We start from the raw sequence: 26,627 nt of genomic DNA on the forward strand, positions 1-26,627 counted from the left end.
CCGTTCGCGATCAGCGGCTGTAAGCCGTCTCGCCGTGCGAGGTGATGTCCAGGCCTTCGCGCTCGTCTTCTTCCGACACGCGCAGACCGATGACCATGTCGACCAGCTTGTAGGCCACCAGCGACACCACACCGGACCACACGATGGTCACCAGCACGGCCTTGGTCTGGATCCACACCTGGTCCATGATCGGCACCGAGGACACGGCAGCCGTGACCCAGTCACCCACCAGGCCGGGGCCACCCAGGGCTTGGTTGTTGAACACACCGGTCAGCAGCGCACCGACGATGCCGCCGACACCGTGCACGCCAAACACGTCCAGCGAGTCATCAGCACCCAGCACCTTCTTCAGGCCATTGACACCCCACAGGCAGGCGAAGCCGGCGATGAAGCCGATGATGATGGCACCCATCAGGCCAACGTTGCCGCAGGCCGGCGTGATGGCCACCAGGCCGGCGACGGCACCAGAGGCAGCACCCAGCATGGAGGCCTTGCCGCGCATCAGCGCTTCACCCAGGCACCAGGCCAGCACGGCGGCTGCGGTGGCGGAGAAGGTGTTCATGAAGGCCAGCACGGCGGAGTTGCCGGCTTCCAGCGCGGAACCGGCGTTGAAGCCGAACCAGCCCACCCACAGCAAAGAGGCACCGACCATGGTCAGCGTCAGCGAGTGCGGCGTGAAGGCTTCCTTGCCGTAGCCGGTGCGCTTGCCGATCACATAGGCGCCCACCAGGCCCGCCACAGCGGCGTTGATGTGCACCACGGTGCCGCCGGCGAAGTCCAGCGCGCCCCATTGCCAGATCAGGCCGGCCTTGGCGTTGGTGGCGTCCACCACTTCCTTGGCGGTGTAGGCGTCCGGGCCCATCCAGAACCACACCATGTGGGCGATGGGGGCGTAGCTGAAGGTGAACCACAGCACCATGAACATCAGCATGGCCGAGAACTTGATGCGCTCGGCGAAGGCGCCGATGATCAGGCAGCAGGTGATGGCGGCGAACGTGGCCTGGAAAGCCATGAACAGCAACTCGGGAATGACCACGCCCTTGCTGAAAGTGGCAGCCATGGCGAACTCACCCTTCATCGGATCGAACAAGCCCTTCATGAACAGCCGGTCGAACCCGCCGATGAACGAGTTGCCCTCGGTGAACGCCAGGCTGTAGCCATAGACGCACCACAGCACCACGATCAGCGAGAAGGTGACGAACACCTGCATCAGCACCGACAGCATGTTCTTGCTGCGCACCAGGCCGCCATAGAACAGGGCCAGGCCGGGGATGGACATCATGATCACCAGCAGCGTGGCCACGATCATCCAGGAAACGTCGCCCTTGTTGGGCACCGGGGCCGGCGCGGCGGAAGCTGCGGCAGCCGGGGCTGAGGCAGCAGCAGCAGCCGGCGCAGCTGCGGAAGCAGCAGGCGCGGCAGCCGAAGCCGCATCAGCCGGCGCCGATGCGGCAGCAGCCGGTGCCTGCGCCAGCGCGACGGTGGTGCCGCCGGCCAACAGGCCTATGCCCAGCACCAGGGAAGCGAGGAATTTTTTCATGTCGAAGTTCTCTTGTGGTTTATGGGCGGGCGGTTACAGCGCTTCCTTGCCGGTCTCACCGGTGCGGATTCGCACAACTTGCTCCAGGTTGTAGACAAAGACCTTGCCGTCGCCGATCTTGCCGGTGCGGGCAGCGCCCTCCACGGCTTCGATCACGCGGTCAACCAACTCGTCGGCCACCGCCGCCTCGATCTTGACCTTGGGCAGGAAGTCCACCACGTACTCCGCGCCGCGGTACAGCTCGGTGTGGCCTTTCTGGCGGCCGAAGCCCTTGACCTCGGTCACCGTGATGCCTTGCACACCGATCGCCGACAGGGCTTCGCGCACCTCGTCGAGCTTGAACGGTTTGATGATGGCCGTTACGAGTTTCATGTGTTCTCCTGGGCAGTGAATAGGGTTAGAACGAGTACTTCACGCCCAGCACCAGCGCGCTCTTGCCGGTGAATTCGTTCTTGGGTGTGACGTACAAAGTCTTGTTGGCATCGGTGCCGATGGCCGCGGCGGTCACCGAGAAGCCATTGCCGAAGTCCTTGGCCAGCGTCAGCGAGTAGTCGGTGTAGTCGAACGCGCCGTTGTTGGCGAAGCTCTGGTGGCCGATGTGCGGCGTCAGGCTGAAGCCATTGCCCAGGTCGAAGGCTGCGCTCAGGTCCAGGTAGCCGCTGCCCTTGCTGTTGACAGTGCCGAACAGGTCAGACACGCTGTAGGAATACTTGGCGGTGAACACGCCGAAGGTGATGGCGGCGTACAGCTCATCGGTGTTGGCGTTGGTCCAGCCGGGCACCTTGTCCAGGCCGTTGGAGACGTACTGGTAGCGCAGGTAGCCCAGGTCCAGTGTCACGTCCTTGGCGACTTCAAACTTGTAGCCGGCGTAGATGTCCCACTCCAGGCTGCCATCGATGCTGCGGGGAGGGGTGGCCATTTTGCCGGCGTCCTCGATCCACTTGATGCCCGAGCCCCAGGTGCCGATGTAGAAGCCGCTCTTGTGCACGTAGTCGATGCCGCCTTGCAGCGTGGCGTCGAAGTGCGTTTGTGCAATGCCACGGTAGCGGTACTCGGTGACGGCCCCGATGTTGAACGACAGGGTGTAGTCCGGTTCCGGTGCCTTGGCTTGGGCAAACACGCTGCCGCAGGCCAACAAGCTGAACAGGGCGATCGCTACTTTTGATTTCTGGGCCATGGGGTTTCTCCGATGAATTAAAGGGAATATTGATAGGGGACCAGTCGGGTCCAGCACGATCCATGCCACGTGAAATCCCCCAAGCGCGTGGGCTGTGCGAGGTGCTGCGTTATGGGCTCATATCTGCTAAGATATCTGTGTATATATCCAGTTTGCACCAAATAGGTGCGTTTTGGTGCGCAGGGCAGCCCTGAGCACGCACCACGATGGAGGGCACGTTGATGAGCTTGTCTCTGGTGCAAAGCCGCGCATTGGTCGGGCTGCAGGCCACAGCGGTCACCGTGGAGGTGCATCTGGCCAATGGCCTGCCCAGCTTCACGCTGGTGGGCCTGGCCGATGTGGAGGTGAAAGAGGCCCGTGAGCGCGTGCGCTCGGCCATTGCCAATGCAGGCCTGGAATTCCCCAACAACAAGAAAATCGTCATCAACCTGGCGCCCGCAGACCTGCCCAAGGACTCCGGCCGCTACGACCTGCCCATGGCGCTGGGCATCCTGGCGGCCAGCGGGCAAATTGACGGCAGCCGGTTGAAGGGCTATGAATTTGCCGGCGAGTTGTCGCTGTCGGGTGAATTGCGCCCGGTGCGTGGCGCGCTGGCCATGGCGGTGGCGCTGCAAAGCAAGCACGTCGCCACCCGGCTGGTGCTGCCAACCGACAGCGCCGACGAAGCCGCGCTGGTGCCCGATGCCCAGGTTTACCGCGCCCGCCATTTGCTGGACGTGGTGCGCCAGTTCCTGCCCGCCGGCTCCGATGCCGCCGTGGCCGCCGCCGACGCGGTGGCCGACGAAGCCGCAGGCAGTGGCCAGGCCGGCTGGGCCCGCGTGGCCCACCAGCCGCCCGCCAATTGCCGGCACTATGCCGACCTGGCCGACGTCAAAGGCCAGGTCGGGCCCAAGCGGGCGCTGGAGATTGCCGCCGCCGGCGGCCACAGCCTGCTGCTGATGGGCTCGCCGGGCGCCGGCAAATCGATGCTGGCGCAGCGCTTTGCCGGCCTGCTGCCGCCGATGAGCACCGAAGAGGCGCTGCAAAGCGCCGCAATTGCCAGCCTGAGCGGGCGCTTTTCATTGGAGCACTGGGCGGTGCGGCCGACACAAAGCCCGCACCATTCGGCCAGCGCGGTGGCGCTGGTGGGGGGTGGCTCACCACCCAAGCCGGGGGAGATTTCGCTGGCGCACCATGGGGTGCTGTTCCTCGACGAGCTCCCTGAGTTTCCAAGGGCGGCTTTGGAGGCCCTGCGCGAACCATTGGAGTCTGGCCACATCACCATCTCGCGCGCCGCCCGGCGCATCAACTTTCCGGCGCGCTTCCAGCTGGTGGCGGCGATGAACCCCTGCCCTTGCGGCTACCTGGGCTCCGCCTTGAGGCCCTGCCGCTGCACACCCGACCAGGTGGCGCGTTACCAGGGCCGCCTGAGCGGCCCGCTGCTGGACCGCATCGACCTGCACGTGGAAGTGCCGGCCATGGCGCCAGACGACCTGCTGCAAGCTCCCGCCGGCGAAACCACCGCCAACATCCGCGAACGCTGCGCGGCCGCGCGCCAACGCGCCGAACAACGCCAGGGCAAGTCCAATCAGGCCTTGGCCGGCAAGGAGATCGACGCCCACGCCCAGTTGGACGACGCGGCGATGAAGTTCCTGAACAAGGCTGCCGCCCGCCTGGGCTGGTCAGCGCGCGGCACGCACCGGGCGCTGAAGGTGGCCCGCACCATTGCCGACCTGGCGGGCTCGGCGACCACGCAGACAGCGCATGTGGCGGAGGCGATTCAGTACCGGCGGGTGTTGAAGGCTACGCTGTGATGGGCCCGGAGGGCCGTGGACCACCGCGCGGCGCCCATCAAGCCTCCCCCCAGCTTGAATAAGGCTGCACCGCCAGGCTGGAGTTGAAATAGCGCCGGTCATCCGTCACCTCCCGACCCAACCACTGCGGAGGCTCAAATGCCTGGTCTTCGCTGGTCAGCTCAATCTCGGCCACCACCAGCCCGGCGTTGTCGCCGTGGAACTCGTCCACTTCCCACACCATGCCGGCATGCGTCAACGTGTAGCGCGTCTTGTCGATCAACGGGCCATCACACAGTGCCAGCAGTTGTTTCGCGTCGACCACGGGAACAGGGTATTCAAACTCGGCACGCGTGGCGCCTACACTGGTGCCCTTGACGGTCAGAAAAGCCTGCTCACCCGCCAGACGCACGCGCACCGTACGCGCGGCGTCGCGGCACAGGTAGCCCTGCGTCATGCGCTGTGGCTGGCCGCTGGCTTTCCAGCCATCGCCCGTCACCAGGAATTTGCGCTCAATCTCCGTGCCCATGGCCCAGTGTAGAAGATAGACCTGATGCAAGCCGCCGCCGGCACTTACTCCCCCCAGAACCGCCGCTTCGTGCTGTGGCTGTCGCTGGCGCAGCTGATCAGCTGGGGCACCTTGTTCTACACCTTCGCGCTGCTGATGGCGCCGGTGGAGCGTGAGCTGGGCCTGGGGCGCGCGCAAAGCTCGTTGGCCTTCAGCCTGGCGTTGCTGGCCGAAGGCCTGCTGGCCTACCCGCTGGGCCGTTGGATAGACGCCGGCCATGAGCGCCGCGTGATGACGGCCGGCTCGCTGCTGGCCGCCGCCGCGCTGGCCGCCCATGCCTTCATCCACAGCCTGGCGGGCTTCTACCTGGCCTGGCTGGCCATGGGCTGCGCCATGGCGGCCACGCTGTACACACCGGCGTTCGCCATCGTTACGCGGCGCTTTCCGCGCGACTTTCGCCGCGCCATCATCACGCTGACCTTTCTGGGCGGGCTGGCCAGCACGGTGTTCATCCCCACCACGGCGTGGCTGATGGACGCGCTGGGCTGGCGCCATGCACTGCTGGTGCTGGCGGCACTGCATTTGCTGGTGTGCGCGCCTTTGCACGCCTGGGTGCTGCGCTCACCCACCGCAGCGCCGCACCCTGCACCGGCACCAACAACTCAGCCACCAGGCACCACGGCTGCCGCCAGCGCAACCAGCACAGCGACCGTTGCCACCGCTGCGCCGGACGACCGCAACGCATTGGCCCACCATTTGCGCAGCGCACCTTTCCTGCTGGTGGGAGCCTTCGTGGTGCTGATGATGGCTGTCACCGCCGCGCTGCCACCGCACATGGTGAACCTGCTGCGCGAAAACGGCCTGAGCGAGACCTGGGCGGTGGCGGTGCCGGCCAGCATCGGCGTGATGCAGGTGCTGGGGCGCGTGTTGCTGTATTTCTTTGAGCACCGCTTCAACCTGCACCTGGCCAACCGGCTGATTCCCTGCCTGGTGCCGCTCGGCTTGGCGGCACTGCTGGCCGCGCCGTGGTTGGGCGGCGCGCACCTGGGCGTGCAACTGGCGCTGGTGTGGCTGTTCGTGCTGCTGTGGGGCATGGGCAATGGCATGCTGACCATCGTGCGCGGCACTGCAGTGGCGCAGTATGTGGACCGCCAGCATGTGGCGGCGCTCAACGGCGCCTTGGGGTTTCCGCTGGCGCTGGCACGCGCCGCTGCGCCGCTGGCCATGGGCGCGCTGTGGAGCAGCGCCAGTGGCTACAGCCCCGCGCTGTGGCTGTGGCTGTTGGTGGCTGTGCTGGCGGTGGTGGCGCTGGTGCTGGCGCAAAAGCGCAGCCGGTACGCTGTGGGCGGCAAACCCACCTGACGGCGAAACGCTGCGCGAAAGGTCTCCAGCGCCGGGTAGCCACAGCGCTCGGCCACCTGCTGCAGGGGCAAGTCGCTGGCCTCCAGCAGTTCCTTGGCGCGCGCCATGCGGGCCTGTTGCAACCAGGCCTTGGGCGCGCTGCCGGTGGTTTCGCTGAAGCGGCGCAGGAAGTTGCGCTCGCTCATCGCCGCCTGGTCGGCCAGCGCCTTGACCTGCAGCGGTTGCTCCAGGTGCGCCTGCGCCCAGGCCAGCACGCCGTCGAACTTCTTGTTGGCGCCGGCATACACCGGTGCCGGAATGAACTGCCGCTGGCCGCCACTGCGCTGCGGGGTCACCACCAGCCGGCGCGCCACCTGGTTGGCGATGGCCGAGCCGAAGTCGCGCCGTATCAGGTGCAGGCCGGCGTCCAGCCCGGCGGCACTGCCGGCCGAGGTGATGACCTGGCCCTCATCCACATACAGCACGTCGGGCACCACCTGCACTTGTGGAAACTGCGCGCTCAGAGCGTCGGCATAGCGCCAATGCGTGGTGGCACGCTTGCCATCCAGCAGGCCGGCGCGCGCCAGCAGGAAAGCGCCTGAGCAAATGGACAGGAAACGCGCACCGCGATGCTGCGCCGCCTGCAAGGCGCGCACCAGCGCCGGTGAAGCGGGTTTGTCCACCCCCCAGCCCGGCACCACGATGGTGTGGGCCTGCCGCAGGCTGGCCAGTCCATGGCGGGCCGCGATCTGCAGGCCACCCAGGGTGCGGCAGGGTGCGCTGTCCACGTTGGCAATCTTGAAGCCGTACCAGGGCACGCCCAGCTCGGGGCGTGGCAAACCGAACAGTTCGGTGGCAATGCCGAATTCGAACAAGGCCAGACCGTCATACGCCAGCACCACCACCTGACCAGGGCCTGCTGGCGCAGAAGGGACAGCGTCCGCCAGGGCTGGCTGGGACTGTTTCGGTAGCCTCGGGGGTTTCATGCTTGGCGGTTTTTCACCGGGTAATGTCTTTTCCGCCACTGTACCACCGCCCTACCCTTGCCCACAATGCAGCCATCACGACTTCATTCACTTCTTTTTTGGAGAACACCATGCCCAGTGCCGTTGCCCAGATTCCCGCCGCCGCATCCGCAGAAGCCGAGCGCCATTTCGCCGCCCGCCTGACGTTCGAAGCCGACTGCTGGGACACGCACGACAGCCTGCAGCGCGGCGAGAAGGATTTTGTGCTGGTGGACGTGCGCTCGCCGGCGATGTATGCCAAGCGGCATATTCCCGGCGCCATCAACATCCCGCACGGCAAGCTGGTGGCCACCACGCTGGCGCACTACCCGCAGGACACGCTGTTCGTGGTGTACTGCGCCGGCCCGCACTGCAATGGCGCCAACCGGGGCGCGCTGCGCTTGGCGCGGCTGGGTTACCCGGTGAAGGAATTGATTGGCGGCATGACCGGCTGGGCCGACGAAGGGTTTGCGTTTGAGGGCCAGGAAGCGGCCGAGCTGCAAGCCGCCTGAGCGACCTCAGTCGACCAGCGTCTTCACCATGGTGCGGCCATCGGGCATCAGGCTCTCCTGCCGCAGCATCAACTGCGTGCCCTTTGCAAACCAGAAGCGCGACACCGTGCCGGGCCGGTTGTAGTCGCAGGTGATCACCCACGCGTCCACCGGGCCGCCGGGGCCGGCAATCGCCTGGCTGCCGGCCACCTTGAAGGTGTAGCGCGCGGGCGCGCCACCGCCGCCATGGTAGAAGTTGATCTGCGCCTCGTAGCCTTCAGCCAGCGGCAACGTCTGCAACATCTCCATGTCGGTCTCGAAGTTGAAGGTCGGCTCGGGCGTGGCAATGACCAGATCCTTGTGCGCGTTGTCGGCCAGGCCGCTCAATCCGCTGACCTTGTCCGGCGCAAAGGCAAAGCCCTCCACCAGGCGCTTGCCGTCGCGGTCGGTGATGCGCGTGTGCGTGACCGGGCGGAAGGTGTTCAGCTCGAATTCCGAATCCAGCCACTTGGTGGACGCTGCGGCGCCCACCGCGTCCCAACGCTGCTTGATGCGAAAGCGTCCCGTGGCAACGTCAAAACGAACCTCGCGCGTCCAGATATCAATCGGCGTGTTGCTGCCATCGTCCTTGCCGCGCACGAAGCGCAGGTAATGGTGCGTACCCTCTTTCAGCAGCGCAAAGCGGGGCAGCGGCTTGCCGATGTCCACCACCTCGGCGGTGGCTGGGGACAAGCCGCCGAGCAACGCAGCGGAAACAACGGCCAGCGGCAGCAGGCGGCGAAAAACAAGCAAAGCAAGGCGCATGTGACAGGGTGAGTGCGTCAATAAAGCGCGCACTGTACACCGTCCCCCGCTGGGGCGCCAGCAACCCTCACAGGTTGGGCGCCAGCAGCCGCTCCAGGTCCTGCTTGGCCACGCCCTTGCGCGCGGCCAGGTCCTGCACCTGGTCGTCGCCGACCCGGCCAACGTTGAAGTAGGTGCTGTCGGGGTGCGCCAGGTAGAAGCCGCTGACGCTGGCCGCCGGCAGCATGGCCAGGCTTTCGGTAAGGCTCATGCCAATCTCTTCGCAATGCAGCAGCGCGAACATGTCGCGCTTGACGCTGTGGTCCGGGCAGGCCGGGTATCCGGGCGCAGGGCGTATGCCCTGGTACTTCTCGGCGATCAGCTCATCGGTGCCCAGCGTTTCCTGCGGCGCATAGCCCCACAGGTCGGTGCGCACGCGCTGGTGCAGGCACTCGGCAAAGGCCTCGGCCAGGCGGTCGGCGATGGCTTTGAGCATGATGGACGAGTAATCGTCGTTGTCGTCGTTGAAGTACTTTTCCTTCACCTCGGCGCCGATACCGGTGGTGACGGCGAACACGCCCACGTGGTCGGGCAAGGGGCTGGCACCCTTCACACCGGGCTTGGGTGCGACAAAGTCGGCCAGGCAGCGGCTGGGGCGCATCACGCCGTCAATCACCTGCTTCTCGGTCTGCTGGCGCAGGCCATACCAGGTCATGGCCACCTCGCTGCGCGTCTCATCCGTGTACAACTCGATGTCGTCGTCGTTCACGGTGTTGGCCGGGTACAGGCCCACCACGCCGTTGGCGGTCAGCCAGCGGCCTTCGATCAGGCGCTTCAGCATGCGCTGGGCATCGGCATACACGCGCACCGCCTCCGTGCCCACCACCTCGTCTTTCAGGATGGCGGGGAAGGGGCCGGCCAGGTCCCAGGTCTGGAAGAACGGGCCCCAGTCGATGAACTTGGCCAGTTCCGTCAAATCGAAGTTCTTGAACACGCGCCGGCCGATGAACTTGGGCTGGGCGGGAATGAAGCTGGCCCAATCCACCGGCGTCTTGTTGGCGCGTGCCTTGGCCAGCGGCCACAGCGGCACCTGCTTCTTGTTGGCATGCTGGTGGCGCACGCGCTCGTAGTCGGCGTTCAGCTCGTCAATGTATTTGGCGGCCTGCTCCGACAGCAGGCTTTGCGCCACGCTGACACTGCGCGAGGCGTCCGGCACGTAGACCACCGGGCCTTCATAGTGCGGCGCGATCTTCACCGCCGTGTGCACGCGCGAGGTGGTGGCGCCACCGATCAGCAGCGGGATCTTCTTGATGCGGAAGTGCTCATCCTTCTGCATCTCGCCGGCCACGTATTGCATTTCTTCCAGGCTGGGCGTGATCAGGCCCGACAGGCCCACGATGTCGGCGCCCTCCACCTTGGCACGCGCCAGGATCTCATGGCAGGGCACCATCACGCCCATGTTGACGACTTCGAAGTTGTTGCACTGCAAGACCACCGTGACGATGTTCTTGCCGATGTCGTGCACGTCACCCTTGACGGTGGCGATGATGATCTTGCCCTTGGCGCGCACGTCTTCACCGGCGGCCTCCTGCTGGCGCTTTTCTTCCTCGATGTAGGGGATCAAATGCGCCACCGCCTGCTTCATCACGCGTGCGCTCTTCACCACCTGCGGCAGGAACATCTTGCCCTGGCCGAACAGGTCGCCGACGATGTTCATGCCATCCATCAGCGGGCCTTCGATCACGTGCAATGGCCGGCCGCCCTTGGCCAATATGCCCTGGTAAGCCTCTTCGGTGTCCTCGGTGATGAAGTCGGTGATGCCATGCACCAGCGCGTGCGACAAGCGTTGGCCGACAGTTGCCGGTGCGTCGGCCGTGCCGCGCCACTCCAGCCGTTTGCTGTCATCCTTGGCTGCGCCCTTGGCCGACTCGGCAATCTCCACCAGCCGCTCGCCCGAATCCGCCCGACGGTTCAGCACCACGTCTTCCACGCGCTCGCGCAATTCCGGCTCCAGGTCGTCGTACACGCCCACCATGCCGGCGTTGACGATGCCCATGTCCATGCCGGCCTGTATCGCGTGGTACAGGAACACGGTGTGGATGGCCTCGCGCACCGGGTCGTTGCCGCGGAACGAGAAGCTGACGTTGCTGACACCACCCGACACCTTGGCGCCGGGCAGGTTGGATTTGATCCAGCGGGTGGCGTTGATGAAGTCCACCGCGTAGTTGTTGTGCTCGTCGATGCCGGTGGCAATGGCGAAGATGTTGGGGTCGAAGATGATGTCTTCGGCCGGAAAGTCCACCTCGTCCACCAGGATGCGGTAGGCGCGCTCGCAGATTTCGATCTTGCGCTCATAGGTGTCGGCCTGGCCCTTTTCGTCAAAGGCCATCACCACGGCGGCGGCGCCGTAGCGGCGCAGCAGCGTGGCCTGCTGCTTGAAGGCCTCCACGCCCTCCTTCATGCTGATGGAGTTGACGATGGCCTTGCCCTGCACGCAGCGCAGGCCAGCCTCGATCACGCTCCACTTGCTGGAGTCGATCATGATGGGCACGCGGGCGATGTCGGGCTCGCTGGCAATCAGGTTCAAAAAGCGCACCATCGCGGCCTGGCTGTCCAGCATGGCCTCGTCCATGTTGACGTCGATGATCTGGGCGCCGTTTTCCACCTGCTGGCGCGCCACCGCCAGCGCCTCCTCGAACTGGCCGTTCAGGATCATGCGGGCAAAGGCCTTGGACCCGGTGACGTTGGTGCGCTCACCGACGTTGACGAACAGCGAAGACGCGTCGATGCGCACCGGCTCGAGGCCGGACAGCAGCATGGGGGCAACAGAAGATGGGATTGATTCGGACATGCGGCTCACCTGCAAAACAATTGTTCAGGTGAGCGCCGTTGCGATATCCAAGCCTGACGCCGGTGAGATGCCGGCGCTGCAACGCTCCTTGGATGGCGTGATTTTACGCCTTCGGAGGCCTGTTCACCATGGATTCAATGCATCACCGCTACGGTTGGGGGGATCACGCCGCCACGGCACTCCGCTCCGCGGCTGTCCCCCCGGCCCTGCGGGCCTCCTCCTTGATGCCGCCGCGCAGAGTGCCATGACGACCTGATCTTGCCGACGTGGTTGGCGTGCCGGTGTTCGGAAATTCAAGCGTTGCGCGTGCCAATTGACCCGATGTCGCAGGGGCGCGTGGCGGAGCGGAATCAAGGAGGAGGGCCGCAGGCCCGGGGGACATCCGCGTAGCCACGCGCACCAGCGGCGTCGGCAGCCAGCGAAACAGCCCCGCTAAGCCGCCGAATTTAGGCCGCTTCCTTGTAGAAAAAACCGTTCTGCCGCTGACGCGTCGGCAGGGGCGCCACCGCCGCGCAAATCGCGCCAATGTGGTCCGGCGTGGTGCCGCAGCAGCCGCCGACGATGTTGACCAGCCCCTCGGCGGCGAATTCGCGCACCAGGCGGGCCGTCACATCAGGCGTTTCGTCAAAGCCGGTGTCCGACATCGGGTTGGGCAGGCCGGCGTTGGGGTAGCAGCTGATGAAGGTGTCAGGCGCCACGCGATTCAGCTCCTGGATGTAGGGGCGCATCAGCGCCGCACCCAGCGCGCAGTTCAGGCCTATGGCCAGCGGCTGCGCATGGCGCACGCTGTACCAGAAGGCGGTGACCGTCTGGCCGCTCAGGATGCGACCCGAGGCATCCGTCACCGTGCCGCTGATGATCAGGGGCAGTCGCTGGCCCGAATCAGCAAAATATTCGTCGACGGCGAACAGCGCCGCCTTGGCGTTCAGCGTGTCGAAAATGGTTTCCACCAGGATCAGGTCGGCGCCACCCTCCACCAGCCCCTTGGTCTGCTCGTAGTAGGAGGCGCGCAGCTCTTCAAAGCTGACGTTGCGCGCGCCGGGGTCATTGACGTCCGGGCTGATGCTGGCGGTCTTGGGCGTGGGGCCCAGGGCGCCGGCCACGAAGCGCGGCTTGTCCGGCGTCGAGTATTTGTCGCAGGCGGCGCGCGCCAGCTTGGCCGAGGCCAGGTTCATCTCGTAGGCCAGGTCGGCCATGTCGTAGTCGGCCTGGGCAACGCGGGTGGCGCCAAAGGTGTTGGTCTCGATCAGGTCGGCACCGCTGGCCAGGTACTTTTCGTGAATGTCGGTGATGACGTCCGGGCGCGTCAGGCTGAGCAGCTCGTTGTTGCCCTTGACGTCCTTGTGGAAGTCCTTGAAGCGCTCACCCCGGTACTGCGCTTCGTTCAGTTTGAAGCGCTGGATCATCGTGCCCATGGCGCCGTCCAGAACGGCAATGCGGCTGGCGAGGATGCCAGGCAAGGCCTGGCCACGGGTGTAGGTGATGGGCTTCATAACCAATATTGTAGAAAGAAGCGTCACTTTAAGCTCGAATTCCTGGAAAATCCCCCCGACAATAGGGGCTGGAGTTTTATACATGTCGACGCCCCATTCCATCCTGCACGAAGTTTTCGGCTACGAGCAATTCCGTGGCCGACAGGAAGCCATCGTCGACCACGTGGTGGCCGGCGGCGACGCGCTGGTGCTGATGCCCACCGGCGGCGGCAAGTCGCTGTGCTACCAGATACCGGCCATTGCCCGCCAGCGCCAGGGGCTGGGCCTGGCCATCGTGGTGTCGCCGCTGATCGCGCTGATGCACGACCAGGTGGGTGCCTTGCAGGAGGTGGGCGTCAGCGCCACCTTCTTGAATTCCACACTGTCGATGGACGAGGCCAGCGAGGTGGAACGCCAGATGATGCGCGGCGAGCTGACACTGCTCTATGCCGCGCCCGAGCGCGTGACCACACCGCGCTTCCTGGCCCAGCTGGATGCGTTGCATGCGCGCGGGGCCTTGAGCCTGTTTGCCATCGACGAAGCGCATTGTGTCAGCCAGTGGGGCCATGACTTCCGGCCGGAGTACCGGGCGCTCACCGTGCTGCACGAGCGCTATGCCGGCGTACCGCGCCTGGCCCTGACGGCCACGGCCGATGACATCACCCGCGCCGACATCGTTGAGCGGCTGCAGCTGGAAGAGGCCCAGCAATTCGTCAGCAGCTTCGACCGGCCCAACATCCGCTACACCATCGTCGAGAAGAAAGACCCGACCTTGCAGCTGCTGCGCTTCATCGAGCGAGAGCACACGGGCGATGCGGGGGTGGTGTATTGCCAGTCGCGCAAACGGGTGGAAGAAGTGGCACAAACGCTGAGTGGCGCCGGCATCAATGCCCTGCCCTACCACGCCGGGCTGGACGCCAAGGTGCGACAGAACAACCAGGACCGCTTCCTGCGCGAGGACGGCATCGTGATGGTGGCCACCATCGCCTTCGGCATGGGCATAGACAAACCCGATGTGCGCTTTGTCGCCCACCTGGACATGCCCAAGAACATCGAGGGCTACTACCAGGAAACCGGCCGCGCCGGCCGCGACGGCGAACCGGCCAATGCCTGGATGAGCTACGGCCTGCAAGACGTGGTCAACCAGCGCCGCATGATTGATGAGAGCCCCGCCGGCGAAGAGTTCAAACAGGTGATGCGCGGCAAGCTGGACGCGCTGCTGGGCCTGGCCGAGGCCACCGATTGCCGGCGCGTTCGGCTGCTGGGTTATTTCGGCGAAACCTATGGTGCCGGGCCGGATACCAGCGACGGCGAAGGCCAGCCGCTGGCTCAAGCCGCTAAAACCTCATGCGGAAATTGCGACAACTGCCTGCAGCCGCCAGCCGTGTGGGACGGCACCGATGCCGCCCGCAAGCTGCTCAGCACCATCTACCGCGTGCAACAGATGAGCGGCATCAGCTTCGGCGCCGGCCACCTGATGGACATCGTGCGCGGCAAGCAGACCGAGAAAGTGACGCAGTTCGGCCACGAGCAGCTCAGCACCTACGGCGTCGGCCCTGAGCTGAGCGAGCAGCAGCTGCGCGGCGTGCTGCGCCAGCTGATCGCCATCGGCGCCGTCAACGTCAACAGCGAGGCCTTCAACACGCTGCAACTGACCGAGGGCTCGCGCGCCGTGCTCAAGGGCGATGTGGCGGTGATGCTGCGCGAATCGGTGTCGCAGCCGGTCGAGCGCAAGGGCAGCAGCAAGCGCGGCAACGCCGCCAAGGCCACCCCCAAAGTCGCCGCCGCGCTGGACGATGCCGCCCAGCAGCGCTTTGCCGCGCTGAAGGCCTGGCGCGCCGAGGTGGCGCGCTCGCACAACCTGCCAGCCTACGTGATCTTCCACGACGCCACGCTGGCGGCGATCGCCGAGCGCGCGCCGCACAGCGTGCATGACCTGCAGGGCATCAGCGGCATTGGCGCCAAGAAGCTGGAAGCCTACGGAGACGACGTGCTGCGGGTGGTCCAGCAGGAAGCCTGAGCCCGGGTTAATCGCCCCTTCAGGCCTGCACCACCGTCGTTACCCGCCGCCGCGTGCGTTCGCGCAGCGAGCATTCGCGCAGCGTGTCGGCCATCTCCTCCAACTTCGGAATCCCCTGCAGCATCACCGACGGGAAGTTGGTGTCCGACGAACGCAGGTGCAGCACACAATGCCCCACCAGCCGCATGCCCAGGGGCTTGTGCACGTCGAAGTGGTCGATGCGGAACAGCTCTATGCTCTCCTTCTGCTTGGAGAAGATGCCGCGCTCCACCATCACCCGCTGGTTGGTGATCTGGTAGGTTGTGGCCAGGCTCTGCACCCAGTACACCAGGTAACCAATGCCCAGCGTGACCAGCACCACGGGCCATTGCCAGAAGCTGGAGATCACCGCCGGGTGGCCGCTGAACAGCGGCGTTTCAGCTGCACCCTCGCGCGCGGCGGCGAAGGCCGCCAGATCGGTGTTGCAAAAGCGGCACTTGATGGCCACCGCCTTGATGGTCTCGCCGCAGACTGGGCAGATCTTGGTGTCATCCGTCATGTTGTATTCCTTCGTGATTTATTCCAGCCAGGCACCACCGACAAGTATTCTGATGCGATTCATGCCGCGGGTCTGTCGGACACCTGCGCGAAGTGCAAGGATCAAGCCCGTCGGTATTGGGGATTTGGGTGATTTGCCATTTGTAGCACTTTAGTGCTACTATTTAAATGTGCAAAACCGATTGTGACCTCATGTCCACCACCACGATACGCCTGGAAGACGAGCTGAAGAGTCGTGTTGCCGCGGCCGCCGAACAAGCCGGGGTGACGGCACACGCCTTCATCTTGGAGGCCATTGCCCAAACAGTGGCCCAAGCCGAGGAAGACAATGCCTTCCATGCGCTGGCCGACACGCGCTGGCAAGGCATTCAGGCTACAGGCAAGACTGTGCCTTGGGATGACGCCCAAGCCTACCTGAAGGCCCGGGCCAGCGGTGAGCGCGCGCGCAAGCCGGCCGCCCGCAAACTCAAGGCAAACACGTCAGCCCCATGACCCGCATAGAACTGGCACCCGAGGTCTTTGACGACTTCGACCGGTTCTTTGACCACATTGCCACGTTCGATCCTGTCAGTGCCCCTCAGCGCATCGCCGAAATTATGCAGGCGATCAACATCCTGAGCAGCAGTCCCCTGATGGGCCGTCCGGTGCGCAATGGCAAGCGTGAACTGGTGATAGGCCGCGGTGTTCGCGGCTATGTGGCGTTGTACCGCTACGTCGCAGGCTTGGACACCATCTTCCTGCTGGCGCTGCGTCATCAGCGCGAATCCGGCTACAAACACCACACCTGAACCATCCACCCGCTACTGCATGAACCCCATGCTCCGCGCCTCGCGCACCTCGGGTTTGATGCGGTGCTCGGCCTGCAGTTGCTCCAAGAACTCCTGTGGCGTCAGCCGTGCGTCCAGGATCACCGCCTGGCGCTTGACGGCGGCAAAATCACCCGGGCACAGCTGGTCCAGCGCGGCCAGCGCGCTGACGAGAGCGGGTGCCAGCAGACTGGCGTCGCCCTCCAGTGCCTCGGTGACGAACATGGCCTCGCGCTGGGCGCGCGTCAAGGGCTTGAACTTGATCTTGAAGGTGAAGCGGCGCAGCGCCGCCTGGTCCACAGCGTCCATCAGGTTGGTGGTGCAGATGAAGATGCCGTCGAAGCGCTCCATGCCCTGCAGCATTTCGTTGACCTCGGTCACCTCGTAGGTGCGCTGGGCGCCACGCCGGTCCTGCAGGAAGCTGTCGGCTTCGTCCAGCAGCAGCACGGCGTTCTCGGTCTGCGCTTCGCGGAACATGCCCGCCATGTTCTGCTCTGTCTCGCCAACGAACTTGCTCATCAGGTCGCTGGCCTGCTTGACCATCAGCGCCTTGCCCAGTGTGTCGGCAATGTGCTCGGCCAGCGCCGTCTTGCCGGTGCCCGGGGCACCATGGAAGCACAGCGTGCCATGGCCACGCACCTGCAGCGCCTGGATGATGCGCGGAATGTCGAAGCGGCTCTCCACATTCAGCATGCCCAGCTCGTAATGCGTCACACTGCGCCGGGGCGCCAGCTCGGCGCCGTACTTGCCCAGCGCCATGTCGGCGTTGTGCAGCTGGCGCTCGATCAGCGACTCCATGCGCGCTGGCCCGTCGGCACCGACCGTCTGCTGCACGCCATTCGGGCCGGCCTGCGCCACCAGACCGGCAAAACGCACGGCCGTGCGGATTTGTGCCGGCGTCAAACCGCGCCGAGCGGTCAACCGGGCCACAAAACCGTCAGACACCTGCACACCCTCCAGCGTCTTGCGCACCAGATTTTCACGCGCGCCGGGCGGCGGTGATTTCAGCTCCAGGTGGTAGGCAAAGCGGCGACGGAAGGCCGGGTCGATCTGCTCAATGCGGTTGGTCACCCAGATGGTGGGCACCATGTTGGATTCCAGGATCTGGTTCACCCAGGCCTTGCCGCTGACGCTGCCGTTGCCGGGCGCCACCACCTGCTCTGCGCGCGCCAGCAGCTGCGCCGCCTCGGTGGAAATGGGCGGAAACACATCCTCCACCTCATCGAACAGCAGCGCCGCCTGCGCGCAGCCTTTCAGGAAGCCCTGGGCGATCTGCAGTGAGCGGTAGCGGTCGCGCCCGCTCAAGGAGTTGCCGTCGCGGTCGGCATATTCCACCTCAAACAGCTCCAGCCCGGCGGCCTGCGCCACCACCTTGGCCAGCTCGGTCTTGCCGGTGCCTGGCGGGCCGTACAGCAACACATTGACGCCCGCCTCCTTGCCCATCACGGCGCTGCGCAGCAATGCGCTGAGCACCTGCACATCGTGCTGCACAAAGGCAAAGTCGGCCTCGGCCAGCGGGCTCTTGCTGGACGGGCGGGTGAACACCGCCATCAGCTCGGCCTGGTCGCGGTACTCGCGCATCAGCACCGGTGGCAGTTTTTCGCTGACCTTCATCAGGTCGGCCAGGTCGGTGATGTTGTGCTCGGAGATCAGGTTTTCCACCAGACCCGTGCGCTCCAGGCGCGAGCCGGCGCGCAGCGCCTCGCCGACATCGCTGGCCTTGACGCCGGCAATCTCGGCGATCATCGCGTAGGCCTCTGGCGCGTTGTTGACCTTGAACTCCACCAGGATGCTGCGCAGGTCACGCTGGTAACGCGCCAGCGTGCCGTACAGCAACAGTGCGCGCTCGGCGCGGTTGAGCTGCAGCAGACCGGCCAGCGCGTCGATGTTCTTCTCCACCAGGGTGGACTGCTTTTTCAGCGACTGCGTCAGCCATTCGCCGGTCACCGCCAGCACGGCCAGCAAATCCTTCGGGTGGTCCTTGGCGAACTCGTCCAGATGGAAGAACAGCGTACCTTCCTCGTAGGGGCCGCGCCAGACGCCATGGCGGGCCAGGAATTCGGCTGGTTTGAGCCCCTCGTGCCCGCGCCAGATTTCGTTGCCCGCGCAGCGCCGCGACAAGAATTCGCGCAAACGCAACAACACCGGCGCTGGCCACACCAAGTGGCGGCCGGCCATGGAGATCAGGCTGGTGAGGTCGCGCCGGGCGTTGAAACTCGGCCCCTGGCGAGCCGCGAGGGACAACACGAAGTGCGAACACATCAGGTCCAGCACCGGGGCTTCCTTCAGCCCCGGCGACTGCAACATGTGTCCGCCGGCCGACAAATCCGATCCCAAACGCTTGGCCATTCCTAGCCTCCAGTAGCCCTGGGGAAGTATCCCTTGCGCGCAATGACGATAACCCAGTCCGCGCAAAGATGGAAGCGGCTTTTTTGCAAAACCCGTGCGAGCGTTGTGGCCGGCTTGCGAGGGGGTTGACGCGCGCCGCCGCACCGCCAGAATCCGAGTGGGCACGAGGTGCTGACCCGGCAGGTGCAGATGGACTCGCGACGCCCACGCGCGCAACCGACGACAATGCCACCATGCTTGAACTGAAAGACATCCAGGGTGCCGCCGAGCGCCTGCAAGGCCAGGTGCTGAACACGCCCTGCGTGGCGTCCCAAACACTGTCGGACATCACCGGCGCGCAAGTGTTCCTGAAGTTCGAAAACCTGCAGTTCACTGCCTCATTCAAGGAGCGCGGCGCCTGCAACAAGCTGGCCCAGCTGGGCACGGCCGCCATGGGCAACAAGCCCAATGGCGTGGTTGCCATGAGCGCCGGCAACCACGCCCAGGGCGTGGCCTACCACGCGCAGCGGCTGGGCTTGCGTGCCGTCATCGTGATGCCGCGCTTCACGCCGGGCGTCAAGGTGGAGCGCACGCGCGGCTTCGGTGCCGAGGTGGTGTTGTACGGCGACACGCTGGAAGAGGCCCGCGCCCATGCACTGGCTGTGGCCGAACAGCAGCAACTGGTGTTTGTGCACCCTTACGACGATGCCGACATCGTCGCCGGCCAGGGCACGGTGGCGCTGGAAATGCTGCGCGACGTGCCGGAGCTGGACACGCTGATCGTGGCCGTCGGCGGCGGCGGGCTGATCGCCGGCATGGCCACTGCGGCCAAGGCCCTGAAGCCCGGCATTGAGATCGTCGGCGTGCAGACGGCTCGCTTTCCGGCCATGGTCAACGCCATCAAAGGCACGCAGCATCCCCAGGGCAGCAGCAGCATTGCCGAGGGCATCGCCGTAGGCACGCCAGGCAAGCTGCCCCAGGCCATCATCGCCAGGCTGGTGGATGATCTGGTGCTGGTGGACGAGGGCGACATCGAACAAGCCATTGTGATGTTGCTGGAGGTTGAAAAGACGCTGGTCGAAGGCGCCGGCGCGGCCGGCCTGGCCGCGCTGCTGAAGTACAAGGAGCGCTTCCAAGGCAAACGGGTGGGACTGGTGCTGTGCGGCGGCAACATCGATCCACTGCTGCTGTCGGCCATCATCGAGCGCGGCATGGTGCGGGCCGGCCGGCTGGCGCGCATACGCGTCAGCGCGCGCGACGTGCCGGGCACACTGGCCAAGATCACCGCCACCGTGGCCGAGGCCGGTGCCAACATCGACGAGGTGCACCACCAGCGCGCCTTCACCACGCTGTCGGCGCAAAACGTGGAGGTGGAACTGGTGATACAGACGCGCGGGCCGGAGCACATCCGCGCCGTGCTGGCGAGCTTGAGCGCGGCCGGGCTGGAAGCCCAGGTGGTCTGAACGCCGCTCGGCGGTTAAAATCGCCCCAAGAACCCGATTGAAGGAAAAACCATGTCCGCGCCCGCCTCGAACAACACCGAACACCCAGCCGCCGATCCCGTGGAAGCCATCGTGCCGGCCATGCCCATCGTGCTGCCTCTGGTGGGCGGCGTGCTGATGTTCCTGTTGGCTTTCATCGCCGTCAGCATGGCCTGAGGGTTTGACCGGTCACCGGCAGCGCTTGCGCTTGCTGGCTGACCAGCCTTTTGGGGCCGTTGTAGGCGTCAAACAACGCCTGGTGCCCCCGCAGCGACATCTCTCCGTCGCGCCGGTAGTAATCACTCACCCAACTGAGCAGCGACGGCAAGTTCTCGTCCTGCCTGGCCTTGGACGCATATTTATGCGGCTCCCAGGGCCGCAGGCGGCAGTTGTCCAGGCATACCGCCTCGCCCGGGTTCAGGAACAGCAGTTCCACCCTCTGTGCGTCGCGCTCATCTGCGCCCTGCGCCAGCGCCGCCTGCACCAGGCTGGCATAACACCCTTCCACCACCCAGCGCGTTGACGTCTGGCAGAAGCGCTGCACTTCCGCCCGGGCGGTTTGCGGGTCGCGCGGCTGCGCCACCTGGCCGGGCTCCCAGGCCACGGTGTCCAGGTCCAGCAGCGCTAAACCATGCCTTTGTGCCAAAGACCGGGCCAGCGTGGATTTGCCCGAGCCCGAATTGCCCAGGATGGCCAGCCGCATCGGTGCCGAGCCGTTTTCTCTCATCTGCATAAACTCATGCTTTTTTTGCATACTTTTTCACGGTAACTGCGATGTAATTGGCGCCCCAGTTCATAAAATTGGTTTTAGCCGACCCACGGATTGTGAGCCACCCGCCCACACCTGACCTATGTTGCCACTCATGCAACGCCCGAGAGCCGACTGCGCAGTGAATCGTTTTTTCCAAGCCGGCCGGCGTTGCTGGCGGCTTTGAAAAGACGATTTTCAACATAGGAGCTTTTCAAATGAACTCACCCGTGATGCAGGGCCTGAACCTGAACGCGCCGCCATTCGTCAGGAATGCGCACCTTCTGGCCTGGGTGGCCGACATGGCCGCCCTGTGCAAGCCTGACACCATTTACTGGTGCGACGGCAGCGAAGAAGAATACGCCCGCCTGTGCCAGCAACTGGTGGACGCCGGCACTTTCAAAAAGCTCAACCCCGCCAAGCGCCCCAACAGCTTCCTGGCGACGTCCGACCCGACCGACGTGGCACGGGTTGAAGACCGCACCTTCATCTGCACCGACGCCAAGGAAGACGCCGGCCCCACCAACAACTGGATGGCCCCGGCCGACATGCGCGCCACGCTACAGCCGCTGTTTGACGGTTGCATGCGCGGCCGCACCCTGTATGTGGTGCCCTTCTCCATGGGCCCGCTGGGCTCGCCGATCGCCCACATCGGCGTCGAACTGTCCGACAGCCCCTACGTGGCCGTCAACATGAAGATCATGACACGCATGGGCAAGGCGGTGTACGACGTGCTGGGCGTGGACGGCGAATTCGTCCCTTGCGTGCACACCGTGGGCGCGCCGTTGGCAGCCGGCCAGAAGGATGTGGCCTGGCCCTGCAACACCACCAAGTACATCGTGCATTACCCCGCCACGCGCGAGATCTGGAGCTACGGCTCGGGCTACGGCGGTAACGCGCTGCTGGGCAAGAAGTGTTTCGCGCTGCGCATTGCCTCCACCATGGGGCGTGACCAGGGCTGGCTGGCCGAGCACATGCTGATCCTGGGCGTCAGCAAGCCCGACGGCAAAAAGTACCACGTGGCCGCCGCCTTCCCCAGCGCCTGCGGCAAGACCAATTTCGCCATGCTGATTCCGCCAGCCGGTTTCGAAGGCTGGAAGGTCACCACCATCGGTGACGACATCGCCTGGATCAAGCCCGGACAAGACGGCCGCCTGTACGCCATCAACCCCGAAGCCGGCTACTTCGGCGTCGCCCCCGGCACCAACGAGCAGACCAACCCCAATTGCATGGCCAGCCTGACGCGCGACGTGATCTTCACCAACGTGGCTTTGACCGACGATGGCGACGTCTGGTGGGAAGGCATGAGCGACGCCCCGGCGCACCTGATCGACTGGCAAGGCAAGGACTGGACGCCGGCGATTGCCAAGGAAACCGGCGCCAAGGCCGCACACCCGAACGCCCGCTTCACCGTCGCCGCCACCAACAACCCGGCGCTGGACCCGGCCTGGGACGACCCGAAGGGTGTGGCCATCGATGCCTTCATCTTCGGCGGCCGCCGCTCCACCACGGTGCCGCTGGTGACCGAGGCGCGCAACTGGACCGAAGGCGTGTACATGGCGGCCACCATGGGCAGCGAGACCACCGCCGCCGCCGCCGGGCAGCAAGGCGTGGTGCGGCGCGACCCGTTCGCCATGCTGCCCTTCATGGGCTACAACATGAGCGACTACTTCCAGCACTGGCTGAGCCTGGGCAGCAAGCTGGAGAAAACCAACGCCAAACTGCCACGCATCTACACCACCAACTGGTTCCGCAAGGGCGAAGATGGCAAGTTCGTCTGGCCCGGCTACGGCGAGAACATGCGCGTGCTGAAGTGGATGATCGACCGCATCGAAGGCCAGGCCACTGGCAACGAACACGTGTTCGGCATCAGCCCGGCCTATGCCGAACTCAACTGGACCGGCCTGGATTTCACGCTGGCGCAGTTCAACACCGTCACCAGCATTGACCGCGCCGCCTGGCAACAAGAGCTGAAGTTGCACAGCGAGCTGTTCCAGCAACTGGCACACCATCTGCCCAAGCAGCTGGTGGACACCAAGGCCATGATCGAGCAGCGCCTGGCCGCCTGATCCTTTTCAGCCCTCAGCAAATAAGAAAGCCGCCCGGTGGGCGGCTTATTCCATGGGCCGGCAGGCCCTCAAGGTGGCTGCAACAGCCACCTGCCGATCAATCTTGCGCGCGGCTGATGGCGGCTTGCAGGTCGGCCATCACGCGGCTGTCGCTTTGTGCCAGCGACCACAGGCGCTCATCGGCACGGGCGCGGCGGGCGCGCTCACGGCGCTCAGCCAGCTTGCCCAACAGGCGGCTGGCCAGTTGGCTGCTGGAAGAGGCCAGCAGCGCCACGGCGGAAAAGACCACCACCCACAGCGCGATCCAGGCCACCAGCAGGTGCTCGTCGGCCCAGGTGCTGATCAGTTGGTCACCCAACACCACCAACGCGGCCACCATGGCGGCCAACAGCATGGCGGCCAAGCCCTTGGCGCCGTCCAGACGCGGGGCGGCAGGCTGCACGCCGACGATCGCGGGCGCAACGGTAGCGGTGCGAGAAGGTAGAACGATGCTGTTCATGGTGTGTTTCCCTTTCTTTCTGTTTGCCACCCGAGCCCACCGGCCCGGACGTTGCTCATATACTAGGGTTTACCCGTGTGCGATTCAACTTTATATCTGTGATGACTAACATTCATGGTAGTGATATATTGACCGCATGACCCCCCCGTCACTGAATTTCCGCACGCTGGACCTGAACCTGCTGCGCGTGTTCCACGAGGTGATGGCCGAGCGCAGCCTGACCAAGGCCGCCCACAACCTGGCGATGACGCAGCCGGCCGTCAGCAACGCGCTGCGCCGGCTGCGCGAACGCCTGGGCGATGAGCTGGTGCAGCGCAGCGGCCAAGGCATGCAGCCCACCCCCTACGCGCAAAGCCTGTGGCCAGCAGTGCGTGAGGCGCTGCAGCGGCTGCAAGACGCCATGGCCCCAGCCGGTTTTGAGCCAGCGCAGGCCCAGACCACCTTCGTATTGGCCATGGCCGACGCCACCGCCGCCGAGCTGATACCGCCCCTGGTCAACGTGATGGACCGCGAGGCCCCCGGCGTGTCGCTGCGCGTGCTGCCGCTGACCACGCGCGACCCGCGCCGCCTGCTGAGCGAACACACCGCCGACATGGCGGTGGGCTACTTTCCGCTGCTGGTGGCCGACCTGGCGGCACAGGCCCAGGCCGGCGAACCGGTGTTGTTCTCCTACCAGCGGCTGTTCAACGGCGACTATGTGTGCGTGATGCGGCGCGGCCACCCGCTGGCTGAAGTGCCGCTGACGCTGGACGCCTATTGCGCCGCGCGCCACCTGCTGGTGAGCTTTTCCGGCCGGCCCTACGGCTTCACGGACCAGGCGCTGGCCGCCATCAACCGCGAGCGCCGGGTGGTGCTGACGGTGAACCAGTTTTTCACCGCCGGCCGGGTGGTGGCCAATTCCGACCTGCTGACGGTGCTGCCGCGCCACTTTGTCAGCGTGACCGGCATGGCGCATGAGCTGATACTGCGCGAGTTGCCGATGGCGGTGCCGGCCATCCACGTGGACGCGGTGTGGCACCATAGCCAGCAACGCGACGCCGCCCACCAGTGGCTGCGCGGCATCATCCACCAACTGGCAGCGCAACAATTTCCCACTGCTGTTGCTGCCGCTGCCGCAACCGCCCCTGCATGAAGATTCAACTGCTGTCCGACCTGCACCTGGAAGGCCACCCGCACTGGCAGCCCAGCCCCGCGCCCGGCGCCGACCTGCTGGTGCTGGCCGGCGACATAGGCTCCTACCAGGCGGGCTCCAGCCTGACCGACGAAGACTTCGGCCTGGCGCGCTTCTCGCCGCTGCAGGGCTGGCCCACGCCGGTGCTGTTCGTGCCCGGCAACCATGAGTACGACAACCTGGTGTTCGAAGAAGCGCACCAACGGCTGCGCGCCAGTTGTGAGCGTTTGGGCATCACCTGGCTGGAACAGCAAACCCTGGTGCTGCGCGGCGCCGATGGCCGGCCGGCGCGTTTCATCGGCAGCACGCTGTGGAGCGATTTCGAGTCGCTGGTGCCGGCGGACGGCAGCCTGACTGCACAGATGAAGGCGCGCGACAAGGCCTACCGCGCCGCCAATTTCTATTTGCGCACCACCAACACGACGATTGGCGGTGAACCCTTCCTGGCCGAGCAGGTGCGCACGCTGTCGCTGCAAAGCCAGGCGTGGCTGCGTGAGGCGCTGGCACAGCCGTTTGACGACGGGCCCACGGTGGTGGTCACGCATTTCGCCCCCAGCCTGCTCAGCGCCGACCCGCGCTATGGCCTGAAGCCCGGCACCGCCGGTTTTTGCAACGCCATGGATGACGAGTTTTTGCCCAAGGCGCAGCTGTGGCTGCATGGGCATCTGCACTGCCCGAGCGACTACATGAAGAACGGCTGCCGCGTGGTGGCCAACCCGCTGGGGTATGCACGCAAGGGGGAGCAGGAGAATTTTTTGCCGGAGTTGTGTATCGCGATTTGAACTTGGTGTTGGCGCGGCTGGGTTGGCGCACCCGTGTCTTGAACAGCCGTCACCAAGGAAGAATGGCGGGGAGGCTTGGCCCCGGTTAGCCGCGTCCTGAGCGCGCACCGCGCCCCACCGGCCACCCACCTGTCAAGCCATGGCCGACCCGGTGCGCGCGAAAGTGCCCCGGGCGCAGTCGTCACCCCGGAGCGCCGAGGCCCCACGCGCCCCACCCCTTGATCAACAGCAGAAGAGCGCGTGCCAACAGCGCACCCGGATCACCCATGACGCCTCGAAATCAAGGCTTCACAAACTTCAACACAAACTCATCCTTCGGCTGCGCCGGCTCGGGCGTGTTCTTGTCACGTGGGTCATTGGGGTTGCGCAGAAAGTCGGCACTCGCAACCAGCTTGAAGCCGGCGGCCTCGGCCTCCTTGCGCACAAAGGCCTCTTCCACCCGGTGCAGCGTGCCGGATTCGGAGATGCCGGTGCCAGGCCGACCCGCGTGGTCGGCCACCACATAGATGCCACCGGGCTTCAGCGCCGCGAAGACAGCCGCGTTCATGGCCGCACGGTTGACATTCATGAAGCCGAAGTCGTGGTAGTTGAACATCAGCGTCACACGGTCCAGGCTGCCTGGCGCCACCTCGGGCGGTACAGGGTCGTCGAACTTGCGCAGCACCTGCACGATGTTGGGCGTGGCCGGGTTCTTGATGCGCTCGGCCAGCGTGGGCATCACCGCCGGTGCGGGTGCCGCAGGGGCCGGCGCGGCGCTGGGGTGCGACTGCCCTTCGGGCGCTGCCGGTGCCGGCGGCGGCGTCGGGTTGGGCGGCGGGCGCTGGCCATACACGCGGCCCGCCGGCCCGACGGCGCGCGCCAGCAACTCGGTGGTGTAGCCGCGCCCGGCACTGACATCCAGCGCCATCATGCCCGGTCGCAGGTCGAGGAAGGCCAGCATCTGTTCCGGCTTGCGGCGCTTGTCGTTCTCGCGGTCGGCTGCGGCGCGCCCGGGGTCATTGACGATGCGGGCAATGGCGTCGCGCGACAGCGTGCCGGCAGGCGCTGCGGTGACCGTGGCGCCGCCAGAGGAAGAACCGGCACCGCCGGAAGCACAGGCCGCCAGCAGCGCGGTGCAGGCCAACGTGGCCAGCAACAGCGGCGCGGGGCGGAGGATGGGCATTTGGCTCACGGAAAGTCTCCTTTTACTATTTTGAACAATGGGCCGGTCCGCACAGGGCCTGCCAGGGGTGAACTGCGCGCATTGT

24 protein-coding genes and 1 riboswitch are annotated in these 26,627 nt (G+C 65.5%); of the genes, 11 read left to right on the forward strand and 13 right to left on the reverse strand.

Annotation, left to right across the window (positions count from 1 at the left end; genetic code table 11):
* Positions 1 to 10 precede the first annotated feature (10 nt).
* The 3 genes from AC1DX2_RS21650 to AC1DX2_RS21660 are packed head-to-tail and all read right to left on the reverse strand — an operon-like array spanning position 11 to position 2,717.
* Complete coding sequence (locus tag AC1DX2_RS21650) at positions 11 to 1,540, reverse strand: ammonium transporter (RefSeq protein ID WP_477198489.1); 1,530 nt, start codon at positions 1,538 to 1,540, stop codon at positions 11 to 13.
* Positions 1,541 to 1,573: 33 nt separating this feature from the next.
* The gene (glnK, locus tag AC1DX2_RS21655) at positions 1,574 to 1,912 is read right to left on the reverse strand and encodes a P-II family nitrogen regulator (RefSeq protein WP_477198490.1); all 339 of its coding nucleotides are present in this window, start codon (positions 1,910 to 1,912) and stop codon (positions 1,574 to 1,576) included.
* Positions 1,913 to 1,937: 25 nt separating this feature from the next.
* On the reverse strand, positions 1,938 to 2,717 hold the full coding sequence (locus tag AC1DX2_RS21660; protein WP_477198491.1) for a TorF family putative porin: 780 nt from the start codon (positions 2,715 to 2,717) through the stop codon (positions 1,938 to 1,940).
* Positions 2,718 to 2,938: 221 nt separating this feature from the next.
* On the opposite strand from AC1DX2_RS21660, the gene AC1DX2_RS21665 reads away from it, so the two are divergent.
* Positions 2,939 to 4,510 carry a YifB family Mg chelatase-like AAA ATPase gene (locus tag AC1DX2_RS21665; protein WP_477198492.1) on the forward strand — a complete coding sequence of 524 codons (1,572 nt, stop codon included), beginning with the start codon at positions 2,939 to 2,941 and terminating at the stop codon, positions 4,508 to 4,510.
* Between the two features lie 37 nt (positions 4,511 to 4,547).
* Here AC1DX2_RS21665 and AC1DX2_RS21670 read toward each other — a convergent pair whose 3' ends face one another.
* Complete coding sequence (locus AC1DX2_RS21670) at positions 4,548 to 5,018, reverse strand: CYTH domain-containing protein (protein ID WP_477198493.1); 471 nt, start codon at positions 5,016 to 5,018, stop codon at positions 4,548 to 4,550.
* 24 nt (positions 5,019 to 5,042) lie between these two features.
* On the opposite strand from AC1DX2_RS21670, the gene AC1DX2_RS21675 reads away from it, so the two are divergent.
* Entirely contained in the window at positions 5,043 to 6,359 is a 1,317-nt protein-coding gene (locus AC1DX2_RS21675) for an MFS transporter (protein ID WP_477198494.1), read from the forward strand.
* On the opposite strand, the gene ftrA is transcribed toward AC1DX2_RS21675, so the two are convergent.
* Positions 6,251 to 7,324 (reverse strand): transcriptional regulator FtrA, encoded by a 1,074-nt coding sequence (gene ftrA / locus AC1DX2_RS21680; protein WP_477198495.1) that lies wholly within the window; start codon positions 7,322 to 7,324, stop codon positions 6,251 to 6,253. The two genes, AC1DX2_RS21675 and ftrA, sit on opposite strands and share 109 nt — an antisense overlap.
* A 110-nt stretch (positions 7,325 to 7,434) precedes the next feature.
* Here ftrA and AC1DX2_RS21685 point away from each other — a divergent pair, with 110 nt between their 5' ends.
* Positions 7,435 to 7,854 carry a rhodanese-like domain-containing protein gene (locus tag AC1DX2_RS21685; RefSeq protein WP_477198496.1) on the forward strand — a complete coding sequence of 140 codons (420 nt, stop codon included), beginning with the start codon at positions 7,435 to 7,437 and terminating at the stop codon, positions 7,852 to 7,854.
* A gap of 6 nt (positions 7,855 to 7,860) precedes the next feature.
* Here the strand turns inward: AC1DX2_RS21685 and AC1DX2_RS21690 are convergent, their stop codons facing one another.
* From AC1DX2_RS21690 to AC1DX2_RS21700, 3 genes are all read right to left on the reverse strand, one after another.
* On the reverse strand, positions 7,861 to 8,637 hold the full coding sequence (locus AC1DX2_RS21690) for a DUF3108 domain-containing protein (RefSeq protein WP_477198497.1): 777 nt from the start codon (positions 8,635 to 8,637) through the stop codon (positions 7,861 to 7,863).
* Between the two features lie 67 nt (positions 8,638 to 8,704).
* Positions 8,705 to 11,467, reverse strand: coding sequence for a methionine synthase (metH, locus tag AC1DX2_RS21695; protein WP_477198498.1), 2,763 nt, complete (start codon positions 11,465 to 11,467; stop codon positions 8,705 to 8,707).
* 23 nt (positions 11,468 to 11,490) lie between these two features.
* A riboswitch (S-adenosyl-L-homocysteine riboswitch) is annotated at positions 11,491 to 11,563 on the reverse strand.
* A 350-nt stretch (positions 11,564 to 11,913) separates the two neighbouring features.
* The gene (locus tag AC1DX2_RS21700) at positions 11,914 to 12,960 is read right to left on the reverse strand and encodes a homocysteine S-methyltransferase family protein (RefSeq protein WP_477198499.1); all 1,047 of its coding nucleotides are present in this window, start codon (positions 12,958 to 12,960) and stop codon (positions 11,914 to 11,916) included.
* An 82-nt stretch (positions 12,961 to 13,042) separates the two neighbouring features.
* Here AC1DX2_RS21700 and recQ point away from each other — a divergent pair, with 82 nt between their 5' ends.
* Complete coding sequence (gene recQ / locus AC1DX2_RS21705; protein ID WP_477198500.1) at positions 13,043 to 14,959, forward strand: DNA helicase RecQ; 1,917 nt, start codon at positions 13,043 to 13,045, stop codon at positions 14,957 to 14,959.
* Between the two features lie 19 nt (positions 14,960 to 14,978).
* Here recQ and AC1DX2_RS21710 read toward each other — a convergent pair whose 3' ends face one another.
* The gene (locus AC1DX2_RS21710; RefSeq protein WP_477198501.1) at positions 14,979 to 15,497 is read right to left on the reverse strand and encodes a PH domain-containing protein; all 519 of its coding nucleotides are present in this window, start codon (positions 15,495 to 15,497) and stop codon (positions 14,979 to 14,981) included.
* Between the two features lie 191 nt (positions 15,498 to 15,688).
* Between AC1DX2_RS21710 and AC1DX2_RS21715 the strand changes: the two genes are divergently transcribed.
* Entirely contained in the window at positions 15,689 to 15,988 is a 300-nt protein-coding gene (locus AC1DX2_RS21715; RefSeq protein ID WP_477198502.1) for a CopG family ribbon-helix-helix protein, read from the forward strand.
* On the forward strand, positions 15,985 to 16,284 hold the full coding sequence (locus AC1DX2_RS21720) for a type II toxin-antitoxin system RelE/ParE family toxin (RefSeq protein WP_477198503.1): 300 nt from the start codon (positions 15,985 to 15,987) through the stop codon (positions 16,282 to 16,284). The genes AC1DX2_RS21715 and AC1DX2_RS21720 overlap by 4 nt, the downstream gene beginning before the upstream one ends.
* A 12-nt stretch (positions 16,285 to 16,296) precedes the next feature.
* On the opposite strand, the gene AC1DX2_RS21725 is transcribed toward AC1DX2_RS21720, so the two are convergent.
* Positions 16,297 to 18,651: an ATP-binding protein gene (locus AC1DX2_RS21725; protein ID WP_477198504.1), complete on the reverse strand. Its 2,355-nt coding sequence runs from the start codon at positions 18,649 to 18,651 to the stop codon at positions 16,297 to 16,299.
* Positions 18,652 to 18,719: 68 nt separating this feature from the next.
* Between AC1DX2_RS21725 and AC1DX2_RS21730 the strand changes: the two genes are divergently transcribed.
* Together AC1DX2_RS21730 and AC1DX2_RS21735 are read left to right on the forward strand one after the other, a co-directional pair.
* Positions 18,720 to 20,093, forward strand: coding sequence for a threonine ammonia-lyase (locus AC1DX2_RS21730; RefSeq protein ID WP_477198505.1), 1,374 nt, complete (start codon positions 18,720 to 18,722; stop codon positions 20,091 to 20,093).
* 51 nt (positions 20,094 to 20,144) lie between these two features.
* Positions 20,145 to 20,288, forward strand: a complete 144-nt coding sequence (locus tag AC1DX2_RS21735; protein ID WP_477198506.1) for a hypothetical protein — start codon at positions 20,145 to 20,147, stop codon at positions 20,286 to 20,288.
* Here the strand turns inward: AC1DX2_RS21735 and AC1DX2_RS21740 are convergent.
* The gene (locus AC1DX2_RS21740) at positions 20,275 to 20,844 is read right to left on the reverse strand and encodes an AAA family ATPase (protein WP_477198507.1); all 570 of its coding nucleotides are present in this window, start codon (positions 20,842 to 20,844) and stop codon (positions 20,275 to 20,277) included. The genes AC1DX2_RS21735 and AC1DX2_RS21740 overlap by 14 nt on opposite strands.
* 233 nt (positions 20,845 to 21,077) lie before the next feature.
* Between AC1DX2_RS21740 and AC1DX2_RS21745 the strand changes: the two genes are divergently transcribed.
* Entirely contained in the window at positions 21,078 to 22,928 is a 1,851-nt protein-coding gene (locus AC1DX2_RS21745) for a phosphoenolpyruvate carboxykinase (GTP) (RefSeq protein ID WP_477198508.1), read from the forward strand.
* Positions 22,929 to 23,025: 97 nt separating this feature from the next.
* On the opposite strand, the gene AC1DX2_RS21750 is transcribed toward AC1DX2_RS21745, so the two are convergent.
* Positions 23,026 to 23,427, reverse strand: coding sequence for a hypothetical protein (locus AC1DX2_RS21750; protein ID WP_477198509.1), 402 nt, complete (start codon positions 23,425 to 23,427; stop codon positions 23,026 to 23,028).
* A gap of 136 nt (positions 23,428 to 23,563) precedes the next feature.
* Here AC1DX2_RS21750 and AC1DX2_RS21755 point away from each other — a divergent pair, with 136 nt between their 5' ends.
* The gene (locus AC1DX2_RS21755; RefSeq protein WP_477198510.1) at positions 23,564 to 24,559 is read left to right on the forward strand and encodes a LysR family transcriptional regulator; all 996 of its coding nucleotides are present in this window, start codon (positions 23,564 to 23,566) and stop codon (positions 24,557 to 24,559) included.
* Positions 24,556 to 25,380 carry a metallophosphoesterase gene (locus tag AC1DX2_RS21760; RefSeq protein WP_477198511.1) on the forward strand — a complete coding sequence of 275 codons (825 nt, stop codon included), beginning with the start codon at positions 24,556 to 24,558 and terminating at the stop codon, positions 25,378 to 25,380. The genes AC1DX2_RS21755 and AC1DX2_RS21760 overlap by 4 nt, the downstream gene beginning before the upstream one ends.
* Before the next feature lie 280 nt (positions 25,381 to 25,660).
* On the opposite strand, the gene AC1DX2_RS21765 is transcribed toward AC1DX2_RS21760, so the two are convergent.
* Positions 25,661 to 26,542, reverse strand: coding sequence for a class I SAM-dependent methyltransferase (locus AC1DX2_RS21765; RefSeq protein ID WP_477198706.1), 882 nt, complete (start codon positions 26,540 to 26,542; stop codon positions 25,661 to 25,663).
* Positions 26,543 to 26,627 lie beyond the last annotated feature (85 nt).

Source organism: Hylemonella sp. P2_B10, assembly GCF_056404875.1.